The 21,466-nt window shown below is 48.7% G+C and carries 21 protein-coding genes, 1 tRNA gene and 1 pseudogene; 12 read left to right on the forward strand and 11 right to left on the reverse strand.

Going from position 1 to position 21,466, the window contains the following annotated elements:
* Nucleotides 1–36: 36 nt before the first annotated feature.
* Both EIH22_RS07520 and EIH22_RS07525 read right to left on the reverse strand, forming a co-directional pair.
* Nucleotides 37–627 carry a glutaredoxin domain-containing protein gene (locus EIH22_RS07520; protein WP_124055209.1) on the reverse strand — a complete coding sequence of 197 codons (591 nt, stop codon included), beginning with the start codon at nucleotides 625–627 and terminating at the stop codon, nucleotides 37–39.
* Nucleotides 628–640: 13 nt separating this feature from the next.
* The gene (locus EIH22_RS07525) at nucleotides 641–952 is read right to left on the reverse strand and encodes a glutaredoxin domain-containing protein (protein WP_124055210.1); all 312 of its coding nucleotides are present in this window, start codon (nucleotides 950–952) and stop codon (nucleotides 641–643) included.
* Between the two features lie 538 nt (nucleotides 953–1,490).
* On the opposite strand from EIH22_RS07525, the gene EIH22_RS07530 reads away from it, so the two are divergent.
* On the forward strand, nucleotides 1,491–1,895 hold the full coding sequence (locus EIH22_RS07530; RefSeq protein ID WP_160149052.1) for a DUF4192 family protein: 405 nt from the start codon (nucleotides 1,491–1,493) through the stop codon (nucleotides 1,893–1,895).
* Nucleotides 1,896–1,942: 47 nt separating this feature from the next.
* On the opposite strand, the gene EIH22_RS07535 is transcribed toward EIH22_RS07530, so the two are convergent.
* A complete protein-coding gene (locus tag EIH22_RS07535) occupies nucleotides 1,943–2,254 on the reverse strand; it encodes a hypothetical protein (RefSeq protein ID WP_124055212.1) in 312 nt (103 codons plus the stop codon).
* Nucleotides 2,255–2,424: 170 nt separating this feature from the next.
* Here EIH22_RS07535 and EIH22_RS07540 point away from each other — a divergent pair, with 170 nt between their 5' ends.
* Nucleotides 2,425–2,604 carry a hypothetical protein gene (locus tag EIH22_RS07540; RefSeq protein WP_124055213.1) on the forward strand — a complete coding sequence of 60 codons (180 nt, stop codon included), beginning with the start codon at nucleotides 2,425–2,427 and terminating at the stop codon, nucleotides 2,602–2,604.
* A gap of 64 nt (nucleotides 2,605–2,668) precedes the next feature.
* On the opposite strand, the gene EIH22_RS07545 is transcribed toward EIH22_RS07540, so the two are convergent.
* Nucleotides 2,669–3,247, reverse strand: a complete 579-nt coding sequence (locus EIH22_RS07545) for a hypothetical protein (RefSeq protein WP_124055214.1) — start codon at nucleotides 3,245–3,247, stop codon at nucleotides 2,669–2,671.
* 534 nt (nucleotides 3,248–3,781) lie between these two features.
* On the opposite strand from EIH22_RS07545, the gene mobC reads away from it, so the two are divergent.
* The 4 genes from mobC to EIH22_RS07565 are packed head-to-tail and all read left to right on the forward strand — an operon-like array spanning nucleotide 3,782 to nucleotide 5,932.
* Nucleotides 3,782–4,021 carry a plasmid mobilization relaxosome protein MobC gene (mobC, locus tag EIH22_RS09165; RefSeq protein WP_407640837.1) on the forward strand — a complete coding sequence of 80 codons (240 nt, stop codon included), beginning with the start codon at nucleotides 3,782–3,784 and terminating at the stop codon, nucleotides 4,019–4,021.
* Nucleotides 4,022–4,030: 9 nt separating this feature from the next.
* Complete coding sequence (locus EIH22_RS07555; protein ID WP_124055216.1) at nucleotides 4,031–5,455, forward strand: relaxase/mobilization nuclease domain-containing protein; 1,425 nt, start codon at nucleotides 4,031–4,033, stop codon at nucleotides 5,453–5,455.
* Nucleotides 5,452–5,667 carry a hypothetical protein gene (locus tag EIH22_RS07560; protein WP_124055217.1) on the forward strand — a complete coding sequence of 72 codons (216 nt, stop codon included), beginning with the start codon at nucleotides 5,452–5,454 and terminating at the stop codon, nucleotides 5,665–5,667. Before EIH22_RS07555 ends, EIH22_RS07560 begins: the two co-directional genes overlap by 4 nt.
* A 37-nt stretch (nucleotides 5,668–5,704) precedes the next feature.
* Complete coding sequence (locus EIH22_RS07565) at nucleotides 5,705–5,932, forward strand: DUF3801 domain-containing protein (protein ID WP_160149053.1); 228 nt, start codon at nucleotides 5,705–5,707, stop codon at nucleotides 5,930–5,932.
* Between the two features lie 18 nt (nucleotides 5,933–5,950).
* On the opposite strand, the pseudogene EIH22_RS07570 reads toward EIH22_RS07565, so the two are convergent.
* Together EIH22_RS07570 and EIH22_RS07575 are read right to left on the reverse strand one after the other, a co-directional pair.
* Nucleotides 5,951–6,920, reverse strand: a pseudogene (locus EIH22_RS07570) (IS3 family transposase).
* An 82-nt stretch (nucleotides 6,921–7,002) separates the two neighbouring features.
* Complete coding sequence (locus EIH22_RS07575) at nucleotides 7,003–7,230, reverse strand: helix-turn-helix domain-containing protein (RefSeq protein ID WP_124055219.1); 228 nt, start codon at nucleotides 7,228–7,230, stop codon at nucleotides 7,003–7,005.
* Between the two features lie 154 nt (nucleotides 7,231–7,384).
* Between EIH22_RS07575 and EIH22_RS09170 the strand changes: the two genes are divergently transcribed.
* Nucleotides 7,385–7,693: a helix-turn-helix domain-containing protein gene (locus EIH22_RS09170; protein ID WP_407640838.1), complete on the forward strand. Its 309-nt coding sequence runs from the start codon at nucleotides 7,385–7,387 to the stop codon at nucleotides 7,691–7,693.
* On the opposite strand, the gene EIH22_RS07585 is transcribed toward EIH22_RS09170, so the two are convergent.
* A tRNA-Met gene (locus tag EIH22_RS07585) sits at nucleotides 7,653–7,726 on the reverse strand. The genes EIH22_RS09170 and EIH22_RS07585 overlap by 41 nt on opposite strands.
* 115 nt (nucleotides 7,727–7,841) lie before the next feature.
* Nucleotides 7,842–10,889 (reverse strand): UPF0182 family protein, encoded by a 3,048-nt coding sequence (locus EIH22_RS07590; protein WP_124055220.1) that lies wholly within the window; start codon nucleotides 10,887–10,889, stop codon nucleotides 7,842–7,844.
* Between the two features lie 180 nt (nucleotides 10,890–11,069).
* On the opposite strand from EIH22_RS07590, the gene EIH22_RS07595 reads away from it, so the two are divergent.
* Nucleotides 11,070–11,603 carry a PPA1309 family protein gene (locus EIH22_RS07595; protein WP_124055221.1) on the forward strand — a complete coding sequence of 178 codons (534 nt, stop codon included), beginning with the start codon at nucleotides 11,070–11,072 and terminating at the stop codon, nucleotides 11,601–11,603.
* Between the two features lie 47 nt (nucleotides 11,604–11,650).
* Here the strand turns inward: EIH22_RS07595 and EIH22_RS07600 are convergent, their stop codons facing one another.
* Nucleotides 11,651–12,787, reverse strand: a complete 1,137-nt coding sequence (locus EIH22_RS07600) for a YlbL family protein (RefSeq protein WP_124055222.1) — start codon at nucleotides 12,785–12,787, stop codon at nucleotides 11,651–11,653.
* A 145-nt stretch (nucleotides 12,788–12,932) separates the two neighbouring features.
* On the opposite strand from EIH22_RS07600, the gene EIH22_RS07605 reads away from it, so the two are divergent.
* On the forward strand, nucleotides 12,933–14,363 hold the full coding sequence (locus tag EIH22_RS07605) for a zinc-dependent metalloprotease (RefSeq protein ID WP_124055223.1): 1,431 nt from the start codon (nucleotides 12,933–12,935) through the stop codon (nucleotides 14,361–14,363).
* Nucleotides 14,364–14,487: 124 nt separating this feature from the next.
* Nucleotides 14,488–15,450 carry a hypothetical protein gene (locus tag EIH22_RS07610; RefSeq protein WP_124055224.1) on the forward strand — a complete coding sequence of 321 codons (963 nt, stop codon included), beginning with the start codon at nucleotides 14,488–14,490 and terminating at the stop codon, nucleotides 15,448–15,450.
* A gap of 39 nt (nucleotides 15,451–15,489) precedes the next feature.
* Here EIH22_RS07610 and EIH22_RS07615 read toward each other — a convergent pair whose 3' ends face one another.
* Nucleotides 15,490–17,493 (reverse strand): ATP-dependent DNA helicase UvrD2, encoded by a 2,004-nt coding sequence (locus EIH22_RS07615; RefSeq protein WP_235001826.1) that lies wholly within the window; start codon nucleotides 17,491–17,493, stop codon nucleotides 15,490–15,492.
* 182 nt (nucleotides 17,494–17,675) lie between these two features.
* Here EIH22_RS07615 and EIH22_RS07620 point away from each other — a divergent pair, with 182 nt between their 5' ends.
* Nucleotides 17,676–17,930 (forward strand): glutaredoxin domain-containing protein, encoded by a 255-nt coding sequence (locus EIH22_RS07620; protein ID WP_124055225.1) that lies wholly within the window; start codon nucleotides 17,676–17,678, stop codon nucleotides 17,928–17,930.
* Nucleotides 17,931–17,939: 9 nt separating this feature from the next.
* Here EIH22_RS07620 and mnmA read toward each other — a convergent pair whose 3' ends face one another.
* Entirely contained in the window at nucleotides 17,940–19,043 is a 1,104-nt protein-coding gene (gene mnmA / locus EIH22_RS07625; protein ID WP_124055226.1) for a tRNA 2-thiouridine(34) synthase MnmA, read from the reverse strand.
* Nucleotides 19,044–19,185: 142 nt separating this feature from the next.
* Here mnmA and glgX point away from each other — a divergent pair, with 142 nt between their 5' ends.
* Nucleotides 19,186–21,423 carry a glycogen debranching protein GlgX gene (glgX, locus tag EIH22_RS07630; RefSeq protein ID WP_235001827.1) on the forward strand — a complete coding sequence of 746 codons (2,238 nt, stop codon included), beginning with the start codon at nucleotides 19,186–19,188 and terminating at the stop codon, nucleotides 21,421–21,423.
* Nucleotides 21,424–21,466: the final 43 nt, after the last annotated feature.

Raw genomic sequence — 21,466 nt, forward strand, 5'->3', positions numbered from 1 at the left:
TTCGACTTCGACGATGGGTGCCGCAGTGTAGCCTTGTTATCTGAATTTTTCAACCAGGTCTGGGTATTGATCGGGCGATACTTCGCTAAAGGGGGTACCTGTTTTATTAAACTGGCGTTTGGTAGCAACGCATTGAACACAGTTTGCTTTTGTGTAGATTGTTATTGCGTTGTCTTTTCTGACAGGCACGGTTAAGTGCTTGTAGGTTTGCGGCAACATGGTTGGTAACCATTCCGCGATGAGCCATCGTGAAGCAGCGGCTTGTTGGAGACGTGGTGATGTCGCGATGTTTTGCTGCCCATCGACGCCTGTCTCATTATACATGTGGATGGATAGAGCGTCGGAGCGAACGTATTGTGGGTATTGGCGTAAGGGTGGGCAGTTTGCGGCGCTCCACATTTCTTCAAAGTCGATGGTCTCGTATTTAAGATAGTTTGTTAAATAGTTGAGGCCGCGAACATATACGTCGCTTTCGCTTATCGACATGCCGTTATAACGGCTGTTGACGAATGAGCTCAGTTCGCGTGTGAGTGATTCTTTCACTCCGTCAAAGTAGTCCATTTGCCTTGTAGTGATGTTTGTTTGCTGCGCTGCAAGAGCTTGTTCATAGGTGAGATATAAAGCCATGTTTGTCCACTCCTCACCGATGCTGTTTGGCTGGTTTGAGTGGCTGCGCTTGCGACTCCGCCCCGCGTCCAGGTTCTTGCACGGGAGGGGCGTTTAGTGTGGCTGTTTTTATTGCGTCGCGGATGAGGTCTTTGCGGAATCCTGACCAGTGGCTGGTGCCGGAGAATACGACGGGTGCAGTGTAGTGTCCGAGTGCTTTGAGTAGGTTAATGTCGTGTGGGTTGCGGGCGAGATCGATTTCTGTGTAGCTGACACCGGCTTTATCGAATTCGCGTTTTGTCGCTGTGCATTGTGCACAGTCGGGTTTGGTGTAGATGGTGATCATGATTGGCCTTTCATCAAAAGATTGTTGTCTTTTGATGCTTCGCGACCGTCAGCATCTACGTTCTTTTATTATCTCATAAAGCTGGATGTTCAGTGCAGCGGAATCGGATTATTTTTCTTTTGTTTGTGTGGTGCGCTTCGCGCGTGGATTGGACGGATCTTAGATCCGTACTAGTGGTGCACGCTGTGCGTGCTGGGGATTGTGTGTTCCGGCTGAGTTACCAGTGCTGCGATTACGGTTTTCGCGCAAGCGTTTGAGCGCCTGGGCAGGATTGACTTTGCCCTGATCTCACCCACACTGCGCTAAAGCTGCGTATGGGTGAGATCACCGCAGTCAATCTTTTTCTGCCCCTGCCCTACGGGTTGCACTTCATCGTTATCAATCGCGTTTCTGGTTTTTGTCAGCCGGACAAACAAACGTCCACAAGATAATCGAAAGGTTAGATCATGAGCATTGAAGTAACCGATGTTGAGTCGTTCAAAGCGGTTGTTGCACAGGCGTATAGCGAGCCGATGCTTGATGTTAGTTGTGGAAGGTGTTGCTTTCTAACAAGCGTGTGGGTGCACGTGGTCTTGGACAGGCGCTGCGTGGCTTGGATAATATTCAGGTTCGCGACTATGTTCTCATTGCAGCAGTAACAGGAAGGGTGGATATAGCTCTTGGCACGTTTGATGATGTGCTTAACGGGGCGTGTGCTCAGTCTTTGAATGTCGCTTCTGTGGAACGGGCTATGTGCGTGTTGCGTGCTTGCGATAATTACCTTGATGTTGTGAGTGTCCCCTTGCATGGTGTGCTTGCTTATCTTGCGTGGTGGAGTGGCGATAGTGGGACTGCCGAGCTCGAAACCGAGCTAGCGTTGAACGCCGACGCTAGCTACAGTCTTGCGCTGCTTGTTCGCCACGCTTTGATCGTGGGACTGCCTTCACCTGTTGCAGGTAGTTAGGAGCAACTGTGTTTGGGAGGACACCGAGTCGCTGTCCTCCCAAACCTTTACCACGTGTCGGGTGTGGTATCGGGCGAAGGTTCGACAGGTGCGGGTGGGGTTCGTTGTGTATGTTTCACAGTGGTTGCTTTGAGAAGACGGGCGAGCGTTCCGGTTGCGCTGAGGGCGTGGATGAGTTCGTCACGTTTCATACCAGACGCTTCGAGTTGGTCACGTTGGTGAAGAATATCGTTCACGATTTTTTCATAGCGATTGATAGAGCTCTGTAATTTTTTGAACGCTGCCTTTTGCGTTTTCAGGCTTTCTTCTTTTGCTTGAAAGAAATCGATAACTGGATCGAGTGAAGGAGTGTTTTGCATTTGAATATTTCCTTGCTGGATTCAAAGGCAAAGAGTCTGCACTGGTGAATGTAGCACTTATTTTTCGTGTTTGTAGATTCAAGATGACTTTATCGATACCTATTCAATTCTGTGATAGCGTGACAAAGTAAGTTGATCAATAAGCATTCTAGTTTCTAAGAAGACAGCACATGAAAATTGATGATTTCTTTCGAAATGTATACGTTCAAATTATTGGAATCTTATGTATGCTTTTCGTGGGTATAGGTTCAGCTTTAACGGGTGATACCCGAGGGGTCGTAGTTGCCACTGGTTTTATTGTTGTTTCTCTTATTGCAAGAAGGAAAATTAGCGAAGAGAAATCCGAATAATCTATTGCTTTGGAATCGTGTGGGGCGAGAAATATTTTTCTCGCCCCACACGATTATTTATTTCTTAGCAGAATGTTGCGATTCCGACTGCCGCACCGCCAGCTACGCCCCAACCGGTAGCACCTACTCCGGTTCCTGCTATACCTCCGAGTACGCCACTTCCAGCCGTACCGATAACGCATTTCGCTGGTTTCCAGAATCTTCCACCACGACATGACCCATTCGGGTTATGCCCAAATGCGCAAAAACCGCGTGTAACAGCTTGCGGTTTGTCCAAATCGGCTTGACTGTCTCCGACCAGAAGTACCGTTTTGGAGATAATTTTCGTTGACGCATAGCCTACGGCTTTAGAAATAGTTTCTCCGGAATTTTCTTTGATAAGAACATCGTTAGTATTTCCACCGGCTGCTTCGAAATATCCACCATCGAGATAGATTATTGCTGTGTGCTCATCAATTGACTGGACTAGGTAAGAGACATTTGTCTTGACCATGCCTGGTGACCAATGAGTGGAGTCAACGTTGGTTTGTGCTGCTGTGATATCTGCTGTGTTATTTGCTGTGTCCGCGGTCGCAATACTAGGGGCGAAAAAGGTTGCCATTAGTGCGACTGATAAAGCGATCAGCTTCTTGATGTTTTTCATTTCTTTCCTAAATGAATTGATCTTTCAAGTCCATGTTTATAAGTAGACTCGTTATCATATTAATCCTAATTTTGTTTTGTGAATTGATTTTCAAAAAGGGTATTTACCAACGTTAAGCCTTCTCAATATTGTGCCTTATTGACAGTTCTATCCCTGCTGCGAGCGAAGCTCGCTTTGATTCTTCTTCAAAACTGTCGCGCAGTTTTGAAGAACTAAGTGCACGAAACATCGTTTCGTGCACGAGGTCTAAACGCGTGAACGTGTTTAGACGTTTCCTCTTCTTCGCGTCGAGCTGCGGCGAGCAAAAACAACCAAGACAGCCTAGGGCGAACGTCCTAGGCTGTCTTGGTAGCAAGATTAGCATAAGTAATACTTTACGAATGCTGTCTTGCCACTGTCGTGGTATGCTTGGAGTACCCAAACCCATTAGGAGGAGACGTGGAAAAGCCACGGTCTTCCGGGGAGAACTCGAAGCGGGATTTGACGAGGTCGTTCAAATTGTCTGCCGCTGATTGGGACATGGCTGGTCGCCGTATGCGACTTTGCGAGCAAAGAAATTTTTCGAAATTTGCTCGTGAAATTCTAACAACTGGCATTGTTACTGTTTCTAATTCTGCGTCAATTGCTGATGAGATTTCTCGTCAGCTCGGACCGATTGGGAACAATATTAACCAGATCGCACGTAAGGCGAATACTGATAATTTGCTTCACTCGAAGCGGTTAATGAGGCTCTGGAGTTGTTGGAGAAAGTCCATCATATTGTGCAAGAGTTGAAGAGTTCTCATGGCGGTCATCAAAGTAAAACAGATTCATACAACGTTTAAAGCAGCGATTGAATATGTGGTTGATAAGTCGAAAACTAACGGCGGTGTTTTAACGTCATCTAACTGTGGGATCCCTTCGATTGCTGAGTCTGTTTATTGGGGTATGCGTAGTACTCAACTGGAAGCAGACCTTGCTAGGAAGCGCGGTAAACGCGGGAGTGTGATGGCTAACCATGTTATCCAGTCGTTTCTTCCCGGTGAAGTAGATCCAGTTAAAGCACACGAGTTAGGTGTGGAATTTATTGAGAAAATTCTTGGAGGTAGCGATCAATATGACTATGTGATTGCGACCCATACTGATCGTGGTCATGTCCATAACCACATCATGTTTTCACCTGTAAATCGCAAAACGTTGCGCCGGTATCGGATGCCGAAAAGCCGGGTGTTTGAGTATCGGCGGATATGTAATCAGATCACGAAGCGCGAGGGTTTATCGGTTACTCGTGAATGGAACGAGCGTGATGACCCGGAAAAGTTAGGGCACAGTATTGGTGAAATTTATGCGAAAACGAAAGGTAAATCGTCGAAGATAAAACTTGCTTCTTTGATAGATATTGCGATTACTAACGCGTTTTCTTGGCAGAGTTTTACTGAAAACCTCGAAGAAATGGGGATCAGTGTTGAGTTCATTGGTGAAAACATTTCTTTTAACGCACCCAAGATTATGAAGAATAAAGTTCGCGGTAAAACGTTAGGGGTTGCGTTTAGCGAACACGCAATCATGTCACGGCTCGGGCGCGAAAATGTTAGCGAATATATTGTTCAAAAACGCCTTGTGAAGTATGCGGGCGATGAAACATTTCGTGTGCAACTACCGGGGGTTCACCCTCATAAATTCATCATGGTGGATGCTCACCATGTTAATGATCATGGCACACACTACCGACTATATTTGCCGAACTCTCAGACTTTTTCGCCGTCTGATTGGCAAGGACGCTTGAACGGTAGTCCGTTGACAACCGAGGGTCTGTACCGGCACTTTTCACGCACAGATCCTCTCAAAACAGCACGCGTGCTCCATCAAAACAATCCTAGCCAGCGTGGTAAAACGAGCGCGCAACAAGCCTATTTCGCGGGCATTGACCGCAGAGTAGAAAAACTACACGACGAGGCGAAAGTCAGCAACATGTTTGCTGACTATGTTCACTCCGACGATAAAACGCAGCACTTCACAAAACTCACTACACGCTTGCATGAGCTCCAAAGCGAACTATCGTCGGCGATTATTTCGCGTCAACAAGCAGCTGATATTGACCACGACCATGCACGGTGGGATGAACAGATTTCAGAATTAACCGATGAATTAAACGCCTACCGCGCGGTTGTTTCCAAGATTGAAGAACTCAATAATCAACAACCTGACCGAAAGGAACCGAGACGATGAGTATCTTAAATTTCGAGGGTATGGGCAGCCAGTTAACCATGCAAGCAATACGTAGTGGGATCAAAGTAAACGCAACATGCACCCGGCTAACAACAACAGTTTTAGCAGACGTCGTGCGTGTAGCTACACGCGAGATTTCTAAAACACCCGGACTCCCCGGTTCACCTGAGGGTGGAAAAATGAGCGTGAAAAAACTCCAACTAAAAAAATAACGGGGACATCCATTCACAAGAAGTCTCCCCCAAACTCGTGTCCGCACTTTCGAAAGATTTGAAAAAACGAGGCGTCGATTTCGCTATAGAAAAAGGAAGCGATGGACTTACCCATGTTCATTTCAAAGGAGCAGACGTCGATACTATGCAGCACGGGTTCAAAATGGCACAAGCCAGACTCGAAAAACAGGTAGAGCACAAACAAACACGCAGCGACGTCGCTGCCAAAATTAAAGAAAAAGGGGACTGCTGTAGGTTTGGTTGACAGTTTTCCTTCTGGTTTTTAGGCCGCGATTGATACGGCTGGTTCCATGATTATTTCGTATTCGATGGGTGTCAACCTCCCCAGCGCTCGCTGGCGTCTCTTCCTGTGATAAGTCCGTTCGATCCAGAGGGTGATCGATGCTGAAAGCTCACACCGGGTCACCCAGGATTTGCGGTCAAGGACATTCTTTTGCACGAGGGCGAAGAAAGATTCCATTGCAGCGTTATCCCCACACGCTCCGACTCTGCCCATCGATCCCTTCGCACCGAAGGCTTTCAACGCGGCACGGAATTTCCTGGATCGGAATTGCAAGCCGCGATCCGAGTGAACAATCACGCCCTTGGGCCCACCACGCTTCCTCATTGCGTCCTCGAGTGCCGCCACAGCAAAGTGCGATTTCATCCGCACGCTAGTCGCAAACCCAACGATTGCGCGTGAACACAGATCCTTGATCGCGCATCGATACAGTTTCCCTTCCCTCGTCCAGTGCTCAATGATATCTGTGACCCAGACTGTGTTTAGTGTATCAGCGTGGAAGTGGCGAATCTTAGCAATGATTTCCTCGTCTTGGGCTTGTCTGTCTGAGACAGGGCTGGCTAGCCATTTGTAAAAAGCTTGGCGAGAGAATTTCAATACCCGAGCCACAATCGTCAAGGTTGCCTTTCCTTGAGCGATCAGTTTTTCCACGGTCGGGAAGATCTTTTTGGGCGAATCGCCTCCTGGCTCAAGTAGGCTGCTGCGGCACGCAGGACTTCGTTTTCCATCTCTAGCTCACGAATCCGCTTCAAAGCAGCGCTCATCTCCTTGGCGACCTCCGGATCGTTCGAGGGGCTCATCCCGTGAGCCTGTAGGGGGGGGCGTCAGTGATCCATTTCTATAACAAGGACCGCGAGACACCCAGATCAGCACATACTTGCCGGCGGCGCATCCCTGATTCAACCAGTGCGACCGCGTCGGCTTTAAACTGCTCGTTGCAGATCTTTGGCATGTCAACATCCTTTCGTGCTCCACACCCGTGAAGCAACCCTGGTGTCAACCAAACCTACAGCAGTCCCTACGATTCATATCCATCAGAGACCCTCGCGAAACAAAGGAACATCCTCATATACTTCATCAGCAGAAGAAACAGACGACATTACCGGGGTAAGAATCTTCTCTACCTCGTCACGTAGGATACGAAACTGACCAGAAGGCAAAACGATATGGGCGACTTTGTTCGAATTGATCCAGTTATTCACCGTGCCCCGACTTACTTGAAGAAGTTGTGCAACCTCCGTGATGGAAAGTAGATGCTTCACTTGCCCACACCTTACTGTTTAGATTAAATCTAACTATCTAGTGTAACTCTAATTTGATCTAAAATACTTTGTCAAGGCAAAATAACTTGTTCATTTCATCTAATTTCGATATAGTCGAAATATGACGATATTGAACGATACGTACACTACAAACATGACTGCTAAGCAAATTGTTGGCGAACGCGTTAATTTATGGTTACGACGTCGCGGACTTACGCAAATGTCACTGGCAGACAAACTTGGTATTACATCTGCAACAATGTCTACTAAGATCGCAGGGAAAACTTCATGGTCTGTTGAAGATCTTGTTAAAACAGCAGCTTTTCTCGATGTTTCAATTGCCGATTTGTTACCCGAAGAGACGGTTGAGCTGGAAAAAGCAAAATCCCCAGACTCTGTTGAGTCCAGGGATTCTGGTTTAGTTGCGGGGACAGGATTTGAACCTGCGACCTCCGGGTTATGAGCCCGGCGAGCTACCGAACTGCTCCACCCCGCGTCGGTAGTTCTACTCTAGGCTGTCACCGGTATATTTATCAAGATGAGGGAGGGTGCCTTTGCTCACGTCGAGCAAAGGCACCCTCCCTCATAAGTCAGCAACGCCTAGTGTTCCTTTATTTTCCTAGGACTTTCTGAGCATCAATTGCTTCCTTAATCGCCTGAGCTAGCTTGTTCTGGGCAGTTCCATAGGCACTCCAGTCACCGGACTTCCGTGCCGATTCACTCTCAGAAATAGCCTGTTCTGCCTTCTTCAATGCAGCATCTAGCTTCTCCTGTCCGGTGCCGCCAGCAACACCCGGAGCAGGTGCAGGAGCTGGTGCTGGCGCATCAGCACTTCCTTCAGGCTTCTTTCCTTCTTCCTTTTCGTCTCCCGATCCGGAGCTAACCTTTCCATCCGGAGTTGGCAACGGAGCCGTCTTCTCTGCCTTAATTGCAGCGTCTCCCGCATTTACACCAGAATCACCACCGAATACCTTATCCAATGCCGCATCCAAGGTAGGTGCGAAACCAACTTGGTCTCCGAACAAGGCAAGAACATATTGCAAGGTTGGGTATTTAGTTCCAGTTGATGCCTGAACATAGATAGGTTGAACGTATAGAACTCCCCCACCTATTGGCAACGACAGCAAGTTACCTTCCATAACTTCTGTCCCACCACGGCGCAATAGGTTCAATGCGGTGGATACATCTGGGTTAGTGAGCATCGTGTTCTCTGCTTGTCCTGGTCCAGGAACTGTCAAGTCACGAGGCGCCTCAAGAAGTCGCAACTTTCCATACGAATCAGCAATCTTTCCGGTCTCGCTCCCTGCATTCGAATCAACTGCCAAGAATCCCGTCATCACGTTGCGGTTCGTATTGCCACCAGGGATATAGGACGTCGTCAAAGAGAATGATGCATGATCCTGACCAGGCATTTGCAGAGTCAAGAAGTAAGGAGGCTGGTTAGGGGCCTGGCGGTTTTCGTTATCAACTGTAGGTTCACGAGGAACCTGCCAGAAATCTCCACCGGAGTAGAAGGACTTAGCATCTGTTACGTGATAGCGAGCCAAGAGCCCACGTTGAACCTTAAATAGATCCTCTGGGTAACGAACGTGCGCAATTAGATCTCCTGGCATCTTGTCCAACGGAGTAACTTGGCCCGGGAAGATATTCTTCCACGCATTGATAATTGGATCCTTTTGGTCCCACTGATATAGCGTTACCTTACCGTCGTAAGCATTAACAACAGCCTTAACCGAGTTACGAATGTAGTTGATCTGTTCAGGGTTCTGACCAATCTGGTTCTGCTTGGTGCGAGCGTCAGCGGTCAGCTCATTCAAAGTCTCACGAGCTGAATATGGATAATTATTTGATGTGGTATACCCATCGATAATCCACACTAGATCCTTCGGCGTATTTGGATTGTTGTCCATATCCACAACAGCCGGAACTGCCTTGGTATCGAGAGTCAAGTACGGTGCAACCTTAGCAACACGTTCGCGTGGGTCGCGATCAAAAAGAATCTGCGATTCAGGAGTGACTCGATCCGAGAAGAACATTTCGGTTGAACGGAACCGTACCGAGAACATCAGTTTCTCGAAAGGGTTCGAAATCTTTGGGCCACCGTCACCCTTATAAGTGGTATTAACCTGCCCGTTAGGTGCGGAATCATCTGGGTAATCAAGTTCCCAAGGATCCGTTCCCTTTGGTGCACCTACGATCGAGTAGTCAGGAGACTTTTGGCCGAAGTAGACACGCGATTCATACTTGCCCATTTCTCCCGACGACGGAATACCGGCCTCCCAGAATGCAGGGTCACCCTTCGTCGTCGCCGTATTTCCATAGGCTGCAGCTACACCGAAACCATGGGTGAAGACGGTGTGGTCGTTAACCCACGAGCGCCGTGAATCATCAAGTCCATTGAGGTTTAGTTCGCGTACCGAAATAACGGTATCGCGCATATTTCCATTGATGTTGTAGCGATCGACCGACAGCTGTGGCAGGAACTCGTAGTATTGACGGTTCTGCTGAAGCTGGTTGAAAGACGGCGAAACGATGTTCGGGTCAAGAAGACGGATCTGTGCCGCGGTTTGCGAATCCTGACGCAACTGACCAGGAGCTGCGTCAGTACGTGCAGCATAAGAACGAGTATCTACGTCATCCAGGCCGTATGCTTTTAAGGTCGCATTAATGTTGCGCTGGATGAACTCAGATTCGAGTTCAGCAGCGTTTGGATCAACCTTGAAGTTCTGCAAAAGAACTGGGTAAAGGCCGGTAAGAACCGTACCTGCAGCAACGGTCGATACAACGCCGATGACGGCGAGTTTCCAAGTGCGTCGAACAGCAGCCACTGCGAATAGAATCGCGATGAACACTATCGATATAGCAAGGATCGTTAGACCTGGCTTAGAAGCATTAATGTCAGTGAAGCTTGCACCGGAGAAACGATCATTGTTTCCAAGCAAAAGGTCATAGCGCGAGAGCCAGTAGGAAACCGCAATACCGAGAGTTGCCAAAGCTGCCAAGATTCCAAAGTGACATTGTGCTTTCTTGGAAACCTTGAACTTACCTTTGACTGTCAAAATATCTGAGTTGATCCAGTAACCAGCAACTGCCGCGAGCAACGAAATAGCAACAAGCATAAAGAAGTAGCTCAAGAGCAGATGCAAGACTGGAAGGCTGAAAACATAGAAAGAGATATCCAAACCGAATTCTGGATCTTTTTGATTGAATGGTGTGGAATGCATCCAGAGAAGGAATGAACGCCAGTCGGTTCCCAAGGTACTTCCCGCGAATAAACCTACTAGTAGTGGTGCCAGAATCAACGATAACCATGGCTTACTACGAGCGATTCGGTTGAATTTTGCTTGTCCTGAAACAGGAGCCAACACGGGATCGGATACAGGAACTGTATTCTTCCCGAACTTCCCTCCCATTGCAATGCGGAAGTTGACGGCAACCAAAGTCGCAAAAACAATTGTTCCGAGTCCAGCAAGAGTTAGCCATGCACCATATTGCGTCCAGAAAACGCGTGCAGCTTCGATTTGCTCAAACCATTTCAATTCAGTCCAAAACGATGCAAAAACCACAATTCCCGCAACCAGAAGCCCAAGCACGGCAAGCGTTGGCAAAAATGCCCCGCCTGCGCCGCCTTTGACCCTAGGTTTCTTCGGTTGTGGCATTTTCGGTGGTACCTGTGAAGTAGACAATCCAAAAACCTCGTCACGTTGTATTTATTCCGCTCGCGCACGCATTTCTGCAGGACGACGGCGAAAGGTAATCAATTAAAACACTATCAGAAATAAGCGATTTTCAGCATCTGTCAGATCTGCCCAAGCTCAAAAATATGAAAGAATAACCTTATGACTTCTTCACAATCACTACGCAACGCAACATTGGAAATCGAAAAGCACGTTTCTCGTGGTGGATGGGATGGGCCTATTCGCCTCTTCGCCCTAGTCAATGCACGTGCAGCACTAGATTCCAACCCTGCACTCGCCCAAGAGCTTCCAGCAGATGTGCAAGCAGATTCGATTACAGATCCAGATGTTCTTTTTTCTGTAGAACAAGAAGGCCTTCCAGAAGTCGACAGCCTTGACGAGCTGCTTGGTCATATTATGTGGCCCAATGAGGTTGACGGCGCAGCGCTTTCTGTTGAACGTGTGGTTCTACCACCATCAGCAGAGGTCAACCTGCCTAAAGATGAACGTGAGCTCACAAAGGCGATAGAAAAACACCCCGATCGTCAAGACGTACGCATGGTTGCCGCCGTCTTACGCACCGGTGAAACTTGGGGTGCGATCCGTATGAAAGACCATGATGCCGACGACATGGTCTTGTCTGGTCCAGACATCGTTGAGGGTCTAACCGAAATTCTTAAGGCAACTTTCGAGTAATAGACAACCACGTTGATGTGCTATTAACAGTAACTATCGATAGAGAGCTACTTATCCTTTTTGATTCCATCAAGTAAGGCACGGCACGAAGTCAATTTACTGGTATCGCCCTTCGCTACTCCTTCAACCACTGCTTTTGCTTCGTCAATTGAGCGAACTGCCCAGATTTTCATTCCTTTGGGTTCATAGCCAACTGTTTCACTGCAGTTAGCGGCTGGGGCGATGAAATTAGTTGCACCGTGTTCCGATGCTCCCTGTAACTTGTGCTCGATTCCTCCGATTGCCCCGACATCGCCATCCCACGCAATCGTTCCGGTACCCGCGATTGACGCCTTTCCACCCATCGATCCTTCGGTGAGTTGATCAAAGATGCCAAGCGTAAACATCGTGCCGGCACTTGGTCCACCGATCCCGTCAACAATGTATTTAACGTTTCCAGGGTACTTCACATCAGTTACTTCCAGTCCGACTCCGAGGAGCGAACCAGGATGAACCCATCCCTGCTGATCTGCTGGATACGGAATTGTTTCGAAACTTTCTTCGCGCACTTCGCCTCCCCGCTGAACCCGCAACGTAACATTTGTTTTTGGTTCGGTCTTATCTAGGATCGAAGATAGCTGTTTAAACGAAGAAATATCATGAAACTGCTGTTCACTGGCTAACTTTATGCCTTTGATAATATCACCGGACTTCAATAGCTTTCCGGAGGGGTATGCCCGATTGAGACCAACGATTTTAAGATTCATAGAAACTGGGTATCCCGCAAGCTCAAATGCAACTAATGCAGCTGTATCTTGAGACGTCGTCATCGCCTTGGTGTTTTGCGCCTTCACTTCCTTAGTGGTCAAGTTATCTGGAAACATCACGCGCACTGGCATAACTTGCAGGTCTTTACGGAACAAAGCCGTAACTGCCTGCGCCACAGGAGCACCGGCGTCGCCATTTCCGAAAGCGCTAACGGTAGTCATAAATAGATGGGTATCGGTAGGATATGTGCTTACCCCGCTGACCGAAACTAACGGTTTTCCTTCGACCTTCGAATTGACATCCAGCGCCGGTCCCGTTGCTTGCACCACGAAGCTAGACGGAATCACCGAAACAACTAGGAGTAGCACAGTAAAAACCAGCCCCGCGAGGCGTACTCGATGCATTTGGTTCTTTGTGTTGAATTTGTTAATACCCACTCAACTATAATGTCACGCATTCCTGTAAAATTGCTGGAAGATCCTGACGAAAATGGGCACACTCACGTTCGCCCAGTGCGGAGTTTCATTTCTTGTTACTTTCTAGTTATTGCGACTACGCTTGGGGTAGATGTAGGAGGATCATATGAGTCAAGACCCGAACAATGCCCAGAATCCAAACGACTTTGAGCAGATGCTTCGTGCCATTCTTGGGGACGAAGCCGCACAAGAAGTAGCTCGAGCGTTTGAGACAGAGGGTATTGATCCCAATGCCCAGATGGCGCAGATGTTCAATGGTCAAGATTTCACCGTCATTAGCCAACAAATTCAAGATATGCTTGGCTCTTCGGGCGAAGGTGCCATTAACTGGAAGATCGCGGAGCAAGTGGCCCGCGAAACAATTGTTAATAAGCACCTCGACAAGCTCAGTGGCACGGAGGGCGACGCCGCACGCGATGCTTTGCGTACAGCCTCCCTTTGGCTCGATGCCGCTTGCGAATTAGACCCGGCTATTGGACCGAATCTTGCATGGGTTCGTCTTGACTGGGTTGCGCATTCACTCCCGACCTTTAAACGACTTTTCGATCCGGTCGGTGAAAATATCGTAAGAGCAGTTTCCGAATCTTTTGATATTCAAATCGAACATATGCCTCCTGAGATGCGAGGAATGCTTGGTGATCCAACCCAGATTATGGGCAAAGTTCTTGCCTCAATGCTAGGAGTTCAATATGGAGCGGCACTTGCTGAACTAGCCACCGCATCGTTTGGAACTACCGATACTGGTATCCCATTGATGGAAGGTTCTTCGGCTGGTCTGGTTCCTTCTAATATTGCTGAATTCGCCAAAGAATTAGATATCGATTACTCGGAAGTTTTGGCGTATGTGGCAGTTCGTGAGGCGGCAGCTGCTCGGCTTTACACTCGGGTTCCTTGGCTGAGAGCTCGGGTCCTTGACACAGTAGCTGAATTTGCTCAGGGAATTATGATTAACACTGATGCAATTGAGGAACAGTTGCGCGATATCTCTATGGAGAACCCTGCAGCTATGCAGGAGATTGACTTGAGCGGCATTTTCTCACTTGATCTATCGGAAGCGCAAAACGATGCCCTAGCTCGGCTTGAACATCTGATTTCCCTGGTCGAAGGATGGGTTTCAGAGATCTCGGCCCGAGCAGTTGCTCCACATCTTCCCAATGCTGTGCCTATGCGTGAGATGTTTACTAGGCGTTCTGCTACGAACAACCCGGCTAAGCACGTGTGGGAAACACAGCTCGGAATGCAACTCGTTCCGCGCCAGATCAGAGACGCAGCAAAGTTCTGGCAGCTTGCGGAAGCGAAGCTTGGTATAGACGGTAGGGATGCCCTTTGGAATCACCCTGATCTTCTCCCTAGCTCTGAGATGCTCAAACACCCCGAAGAATTCTTCGCTTCGGATTCCGCCTCGGATATTGAAGCTGAGCTTGATTTATTCCTAGAAGACCTCTTCAATGAATCGAGCGAAGGTAGCTCGGACATTCCACACGAGCCAAAATTTGGCGAATCAGAACCGTTCGGTGAATCCGAATCAGGCAAATAATCTAATCTAGCGGACGTAGCCTGTTGGGTGGGGTGGGTTTCCACAATCGTGGAAACCCACCCCACCCAACAGTGGTCTTTGTATAAGCTCCTAAATCCAGAACTGAGGAATATTAGGAGCAAAGATGCATATCAACAACGGACTAGGTATTTATTGGTGGTCTCCAAAAGCCGCTCAGATTGGATTAGATCCACGCCTAGGGGTAACACTTACAAATCTCACCGAGAAAGAAATGGGATTTGTAGATGCACTAACTATTTCTCACACTGACCTAGACATAAAAGCGCTGGCGAATTCTAAGAATATATCCGAGGATCGCGTCAAAGAAATTCTTTTCCAGCTTGATGAGGCTGGGTTACTCGATCACGATCGCCCCTACCTCGCCGACGGTGATGCTTGGTGGAGGTTGCGTCATCGTCTCCCCGATCACCGGCAGATTGCACACATCGCCATTCCGAAGCTCGATGCTTTGGGCTTCGCGATCGCATTGGATCTAGTTGCGGGTGGCATCGGTTCAATTTCCTCTGAAGATGTACAGCTTATCGGAGACTATGACTACCGACGTGCTCGCAGTGATTTCTTCGGACTACCACGCATTCAAGCGCTCACTACTTTGGCACGGGAAGTCAACCCTCATGTGCAACTCAAACCCACGTCTTCCCCAGATTTAGTGGTAATGACTAGCTCTCACTGCATCGATCCGATCGCGGTGGGAAACCATCTTTCGAAAGGAATACCGGTTCTCCAAGCTTGGATAGAAGAAGTCGATGTACACATCGGTCCCCTTTCAGTTCCACACCGTAGTCCATGTGGTACCTGTGTATACCTAGAGCGTTTAGACGACGACGCACGTTGGGTTTATTTCGCTCCCCAAGCATATTCTGGTCGCCCAGTTCTCCCTGAACTCACCAGTTTCCAACTCGGCGCAGGGTTTGCTGTACGCGAAGCCCTCAATTTCATAGATGGCTTCGAATCAGTGCTTTTTCAATCATCGGTAATTATTCCGCCAGCACCCGAGCTGCCGTGCTTCATTGAGGCCACGGTTCATCCTCGATGCGGTTGCAAAGACGTAATCGAATCCCGATAATTCCAAGCTCAACCATCAATCGCTACCTAGCTCGGCGGTCTAGCGCCGTCCGCCTATCACATTGGGATTAACCACCGAAAGGATATCGAATCCGTACCTAGTTAACTTCGTTCGCCCAATTCCCTTGATTCTTCCTAGTTCCTCCAGATTCCTAGGCTTTTGCACTGCGATATACATCAACGTGACGTCGTGGAGCACCACGAATGCCGGCTTTTCGATCTCTTCAGCAACGCTTTGGCGCCATTGCTTTAGCGCTTCGAATAGCGCAACATCTTCCGGATGTTCCTCCGAGAAGCTCTGTTTCGTGGCTTTAGAGCGTTGGCGTTTCATAGTCGACGCAGAAACTTCCTCGGGCCATTCCGATTCTAAGAACCTCGAGAGCTTACGATTACTACGTGAGCCATTGCCAAGCGCATAGGAAATATAGAGTTCTTCTTGAGCACGAGTGAGTCCAACGTAAAGAAGCCGCCGCTCTTCACTCACCTTATCTGGCGACGTAGCTAGTGAAATAGGCATAAGCCCTTCACTCATTCCAGCTAAGAAAACTACAGGCCACTCCAAACCCTTTGCGGCGTGAAGCGACGAAAGCGTTACCGAATTAACGGTAGGAACGTTGTGTAGCTGAGAACGTTCTTCCAATTCAATTACAAAGTCTCGGATCTTTGCACGCCGGTTAGTCCACATATCTTCTGCGAGGTTTAGCAAGGCGTGTAAAGACTCCCAACGCTCGCGGGCTGCGCCCAAATTTTCAGGAGCATCAGGCCGCCAGCCCATCCCCTTCAAGGTATTGGAAACCAGTTCAGGTAGCTCGAGGTTTTCTTCGGCTCTGGCTGCCGCCCTCAACGCCACCATAGCTTCGCGCACTTCACGACGATTGAAGAACTTCTCTGAACCCTTCAGCGAGTAAGAAATCCCAGCTTGTGCCAGCGCGTTTTCAAAAGCAACCGACTGTGCATTGGTACGGTAAAGAATCGCGATATCGCTCAATTCCCTGCCTTCATTCTTCAAACTGAGGATCTTCCCTGCGATGTTTGAAGCTTCGTCGCCGTCATCCTTATATTTCGAAAAATCAATCGGGCGTCCGGTCGGTAGCATCGATTTCAGATGTACGGCACCGTTCAATTGGTCATAAGAGATGGTTGAATTAGCAAGATCAACAATCTGTGGAGTAGAACGATAGTTGCGGTTGAGCTTCACCGTCTGTGCTTGAGGAAATTCTTTAATAAACTCAGATAGATACGTGGATTTTGCTCCGGTAAAAGAATAAATCGTCTGAGAAACATCGCCAACTACACACAGGTCTCTGCGATCTCCGAGCCAGAGTTGCAAAAGTCGATGTTGCATCGGCGAAACGTCTTGGTATTCATCAACCACAAAATGTTTAAAACGATTTCTGATTCGATTAGTGATGTCAGGACGGTCACGCATAATACCGATCAGAATTAAAATAACGTCTTCGAAGTCAATAACGTTTCTTTCCTGTTTCACTTCTTCGTAAACCGAGATCAAGCGGGCAATATCAGCGGGTGACTGATCAGCAATATTAACTCGGTTTTCCGTAATAGCCCGCGCAGCGTAATCATCAGGAGAAACAAGCGAGACCTTCGACCACTCGATTTCTTCTGCCAAATCTTTCAAGCTAACTCGATCTGTTGGCATGCCAAGTTGTGAAGCAGCTTGAGAAACAAATGGCAGCTTGTATTCTTTGATTTCCGGCACGCGGCCACCAATAGCATTTGGCCAAAAGAACCTCAGCTGGAAAAGTGCTGCGGCATGGAAAGTCTGAGCCTCAACCGCACCGACTCCTAGATCACGCAGACGCGCCCGCATCTCCCCCGCTGCTCGGCTGGTGAATGTAACTGCTAAAACATTCCGAGGATCGTAAACCCCACTATGCACACCATGAGCAATTCGATAGGTAATTGCACGCGTTTTTCCTGTTCCTGCACCTGCGAGCACGCACATCGGTCCATAGAGAGACGTTGCAACAGCGCGCTGCTCAGGATCAAGATCCTCTAACAACTCATTATGGTATTCGGTCAATTCGAATCCCTCTCTTGGACAACAAAAATATACAGACTACTAGAAATCAAAAATGCCAGCTAAATTTTTCGTTGCTTCTATTCTAGTGTGGCACACGGTTCCCTCCCATTTTCGTGTCCACAGTTTTTCGCTTCGAGCTTGGAAAAGTGTTCCGTCAACTATCAAGCATTTAGACTACAACCATGACCAACAATCTTATTACGCTTTACACCACCACCTGGTGCGGGTACTGCAAAAACCTCAAAAAACAGCTCCTCGCCAAAAATATTCCTTTTCAAGAAGTAGATATCGAGCAAGATCCAAAGGCTGCCGAGCACGTTGGCAAAATCAATGGCGGAGATCAGATAGTCCCAACTCTGGAATTCTGGGACTCCACCACAATGACTAACCCACGTATTAGCGACGTTGAATCAAAACTGGCAGAGCGCCAAAGCTAAGATCGTCGATTAGCGCCTAGTAGTCTCGACGATTGCCCTGCCCAGAACTCGGTCTTCACGATAGACGACGACGGATTGCCCGCGCGGCAAACCACGTACCTGTTCTTGGAGTTCAATATCCATTACACCATCGGCAAGGGTGATACTCGCAGGAAGTTCACGCCCGTGTGCGCGGACTTGAACGAAAGCCTCCAAGGCGTCACCAGTATTAATATCGGGTGCCAACCAATTGGCATCCACTGCACGGATTGAACAAACGGACAGAAGTTCTTTCGGACCAACGGTAACGATATTTGACTTCGCATCGACGTCGATTACGAACTTTGGCTCTTTTCCTTGGATTGATCGATCAAGACCAAGTCCCTTGCGTTGCCCGATAGTGTAGCCGTAAACACCGGCGTGTTCGCCAACCACTTTCCCATTTTCATCCTGGATCTCACCGGCCTGTTTCCCGAGCCGAGCTTCTATAAAACCACGGGTATCGCCGTCGGGAATAAAACAGATGTCGTATGAATCAGGCTTGCTAGAAACACCAAGCCCTCGACGCTCTGCCTCAGCACGAATCACGTCTTTGGATTCAGCATCACCCAGTGGGAAATATGAGCGTTCCAAAGTCTCCAAGCCAACCGCAGATAATACATAGGACTGGTCTTTGCCTCTGTACCGAGCTCGTCGCAACTGAGTGAACCCGGTTCCTGAATTGCTTCGGTGAAGTGTGCGCGCGTAATGCCCGCTGATTACCGCATCAAAACCATGCTCTGCCGCAAACTTGTGAAGGACGGCAAACTTCACGTGCTCATTGCAGTGAACACATGGATTAGGCGTGTATCCGCGCTGGTAGGCATCAAGAAAATAATCGATAACCAACTTCGAAAATACTTCGGCGTAATCCCAGACCTGAAAATCGATTCCTAATAATTCTGCAACCCTAGCCGCATCTTGGCGATCGCGCGGATTCCCACAACCAGTAAGTGGTCCATCTGGTACTACGTCAGACTTCATATTGGCATGCAAAGCCAAATAAACCCCGGTTACATCGTGCCCTTGTTCGACCATTCGGGCGGTAGCGACTGAGGAATCCACCCCACCAGACATTGCAGCTAGAATCTTCACCTTCACAGTTTAAGGGCTTGCGAATAGAAATTCAGGTTCACAGGTGCCAGATCCGGTCAGAACCACTCAACTTTCATCCAAGTGACACTCCGCATTCGTTGATGATTTCAGAAAATTAAACCTAACTGCCAGAATATAATCCGTGAGTTCACCGATTGACACTACGAGCCGTCAGCACTTCGTTGAAAGTATGTCGCCCCTATCCGAGCCAGTTCGCTGCTATCCACCTCGGTTCGGCGTCCACCTAGTAGACGGCGGTGTTGATGTATATATGCATGCCGGTCATGCCAATCGAGTAGATATTTGCTTCTTTGACCGGGAGGGAAGCGAATTGACCGAACGCTCTTTCCAGCTTAATCGAACGCTTCATGGCAATTGGGAAGGTCACATCTCTGGTATCAATGCCGGACAAGCCTATGGTTTTCGCGTATATGGACGTTGGGACCCAGACGCAGGGATGCGCCATAATCCAGCAAAAGTTCTGCTTGACCCGTACGCTCGGGCATTTGCACAGTCACCACGACTCCATAGCTCACTCTATGCCCACGAAGTTAACGATGATCTCACCCCAGCCGCCGGCTCTCAAATCAGTACATTGAACTCTGCGAAGTTTGCCGCACTCGGTATGGTCGTACACGAGGATGCAATTCCCGCCAGCCATCCTTTTACTCCGTGGAACCGCACGATTATTTACGAAGCCCACGTAGTTTCCCTTACTCGTAGTCTACCTGGAATTCCCGCCGAACTGCGCGGAACCTATGCCGGCGTTGCTCACCCTGAAACGATTCGTTATCTCAAGGATTTGGGCATCACTGCAATTGAGTTACTTCCTATCCATGCCAAATTTTCCGAGCCATTCCTCACCGAGCGTGGCTTGGAAAATTACTGGGGATACAACACTCTTTCATTCTTCGCACCCGAGCCCAGCTATGCCACAGAAGCAAACCAACACGCGGGACCAAACGGCGTCATCAACGAAGTAAAAGGGATGGTTTCCCTACTTCACGACGCCGGTATCGAAGTCATCCTTGACGTCGTCTACAACCACACCTGCGAAGCTGGAGTCAATGGACCTACCTTGAGTTGGCGCGGATTGGATTCCACCGCCTACTATCGCCACGATTCCCACCATCCAGGTGCTCTTAAAGACTCGACCGGATGCGGAAATTCCTTTGACTTCCGACGCGATCCGGTGGTTCAACTGACTTTGGATTCCCTTCGCTATTGGGTTGAGTGCATCGGAGTTGACGGATTCCGATTCGATCTAGCTGCAACGCTGGGCCGTGAAGGAGATTCCTTTAACCGTAAGCATCCTCTTTATGTTGCGATGGCAACCGATCCGATTTTGAGCAATGTTAAACTCATTAACGAACCCTGGGATATCGGGATAAACGGTTGGCAGACCGGTAATTTCCCAGCTCCCACAACGGATTGGAATGATCGTTTCCGCGACGCTGCACGTGCTTTTTGGCTCACTGAGCCTGCATCAATCATCGCTGGTGGAACAGGTTCGGATTTGCGTGATTTAGCTACTCGTCTTTCTGGTTCCGCCGATTTATTCGGTCACGGACGTATTCCAGGTGGACGCGGAATCCATTCTTCAATCAATTTCGTCACCGCTCACGATGGATTTACCCTACGCGACCTCGTCTCCTACAACGAGAAGCACAACGAAGCCAACCTAGAAGGCAATTCCGATGGAACCACGAACAATCTATCATGGAACCATGGATTCGAAGGCGATCATGGCTTTGAGGGCGACGACACCACAACCGTTTTCTCCGAAATCGCGACGAAGCGTCGTCGTTCCATTCGCAACATGTTAGGAACCTTGCTTTTCAGTGCAGGAACACCAATGCTCAATTCTGGCGATGAAGTACTCCGCACCCAAATGGGAAATAACAATGCCTACTGCCAAAATAGCGAAATTTCGTGGTTGAACTGGGATCACGATCTTCATGCGCAGAACCTCTACCAAACAGTTTCTTACCTCAACGCACTTCGTCAAGAGCACCAGGTGTTGCGCCCTACCACCTTTTATACCGGTGAAATTCAGCCTAAGGATTCACTTCGTGATCTTGAATGGCTCGATGCGTCCGGCAACCCGATGGCAGACTACAAGTGGTTTGACTCCCAGGTACGCACTCTCCAGATGCTCCGTTCTGGAGCCGGCAATGGCCCCGATGCCTTGATGATTCTCAATGGAAGCATCAACGACGTCGAGGTGCAGCTCCCCCACGGGCGTGGCACTGATTTTGAGTTGGTTTGGGACTCTACTTGGGAGATTCCGTGTTCGACTTTCAACAGTTATGAGTCGGGTTCATTGACCACGCTGCCAGCACTGTCCATGCGTCTGTATTTTTCACACGTGCCGGCATAACTATTTAATTTTTCCTGCCCTGCTGTCAACCGGTAGGATGCTT

It is taken from the genome of Arcanobacterium ihumii, from assembly GCF_900604515.1.
Taxonomy (GTDB): domain Bacteria; phylum Actinomycetota; class Actinomycetes; order Actinomycetales; family Actinomycetaceae; genus Arcanobacterium_A; species Arcanobacterium_A ihumii.

Bases quoted from the DNA above. Each gene is read 5' to 3' on its own strand.
- EIH22_RS07540 (WP_124055213.1), top strand. From the start codon at position 2,425: ATGAAAATTGATGATTTCTTTCGAAATGTATACGTTCAAATTATTGGA.
- EIH22_RS07610 (WP_124055224.1), top strand. From the start codon at position 14,488: ATGCATATCAACAACGGACTAGGTATTTATTGGTGGTCTCCAAAAGCC.
- EIH22_RS07545 (WP_124055214.1), bottom strand. From the start codon at position 3,247: ATGAAAAACATCAAGAAGCTGATCGCTTTATCAGTCGCACTAATGGCA.
- EIH22_RS07590 (WP_124055220.1), bottom strand. From the start codon at position 10,889: ATGCCACAACCGAAGAAACCTAGGGTCAAAGGCGGCGCAGGCGGGGCA.
- EIH22_RS07555 (WP_124055216.1), top strand. From the start codon at position 4,031: ATGGCGGTCATCAAAGTAAAACAGATTCATACAACGTTTAAAGCAGCG.
- EIH22_RS07620 (WP_124055225.1), top strand. From the start codon at position 17,676: ATGACCAACAATCTTATTACGCTTTACACCACCACCTGGTGCGGGTAC.
- EIH22_RS07605 (WP_124055223.1), top strand. From the start codon at position 12,933: ATGAGTCAAGACCCGAACAATGCCCAGAATCCAAACGACTTTGAGCAG.
- EIH22_RS07560 (WP_124055217.1), top strand. From the start codon at position 5,452: ATGAGTATCTTAAATTTCGAGGGTATGGGCAGCCAGTTAACCATGCAA.
- EIH22_RS07525 (WP_124055210.1), bottom strand. From the start codon at position 952: ATGATCACCATCTACACCAAACCCGACTGTGCACAATGCACAGCGACA.
- EIH22_RS09170 (WP_407640838.1), top strand. From the start codon at position 7,385: ATGACTGCTAAGCAAATTGTTGGCGAACGCGTTAATTTATGGTTACGA.
- EIH22_RS07535 (WP_124055212.1), bottom strand. From the start codon at position 2,254: ATGCAAAACACTCCTTCACTCGATCCAGTTATCGATTTCTTTCAAGCA.
- mobC (WP_407640837.1), top strand. From the start codon at position 3,782: ATGCGACTTTGCGAGCAAAGAAATTTTTCGAAATTTGCTCGTGAAATT.
- EIH22_RS07595 (WP_124055221.1), top strand. From the start codon at position 11,070: ATGACTTCTTCACAATCACTACGCAACGCAACATTGGAAATCGAAAAG.
- EIH22_RS07520 (WP_124055209.1), bottom strand. From the start codon at position 627: ATGGCTTTATATCTCACCTATGAACAAGCTCTTGCAGCGCAGCAAACA.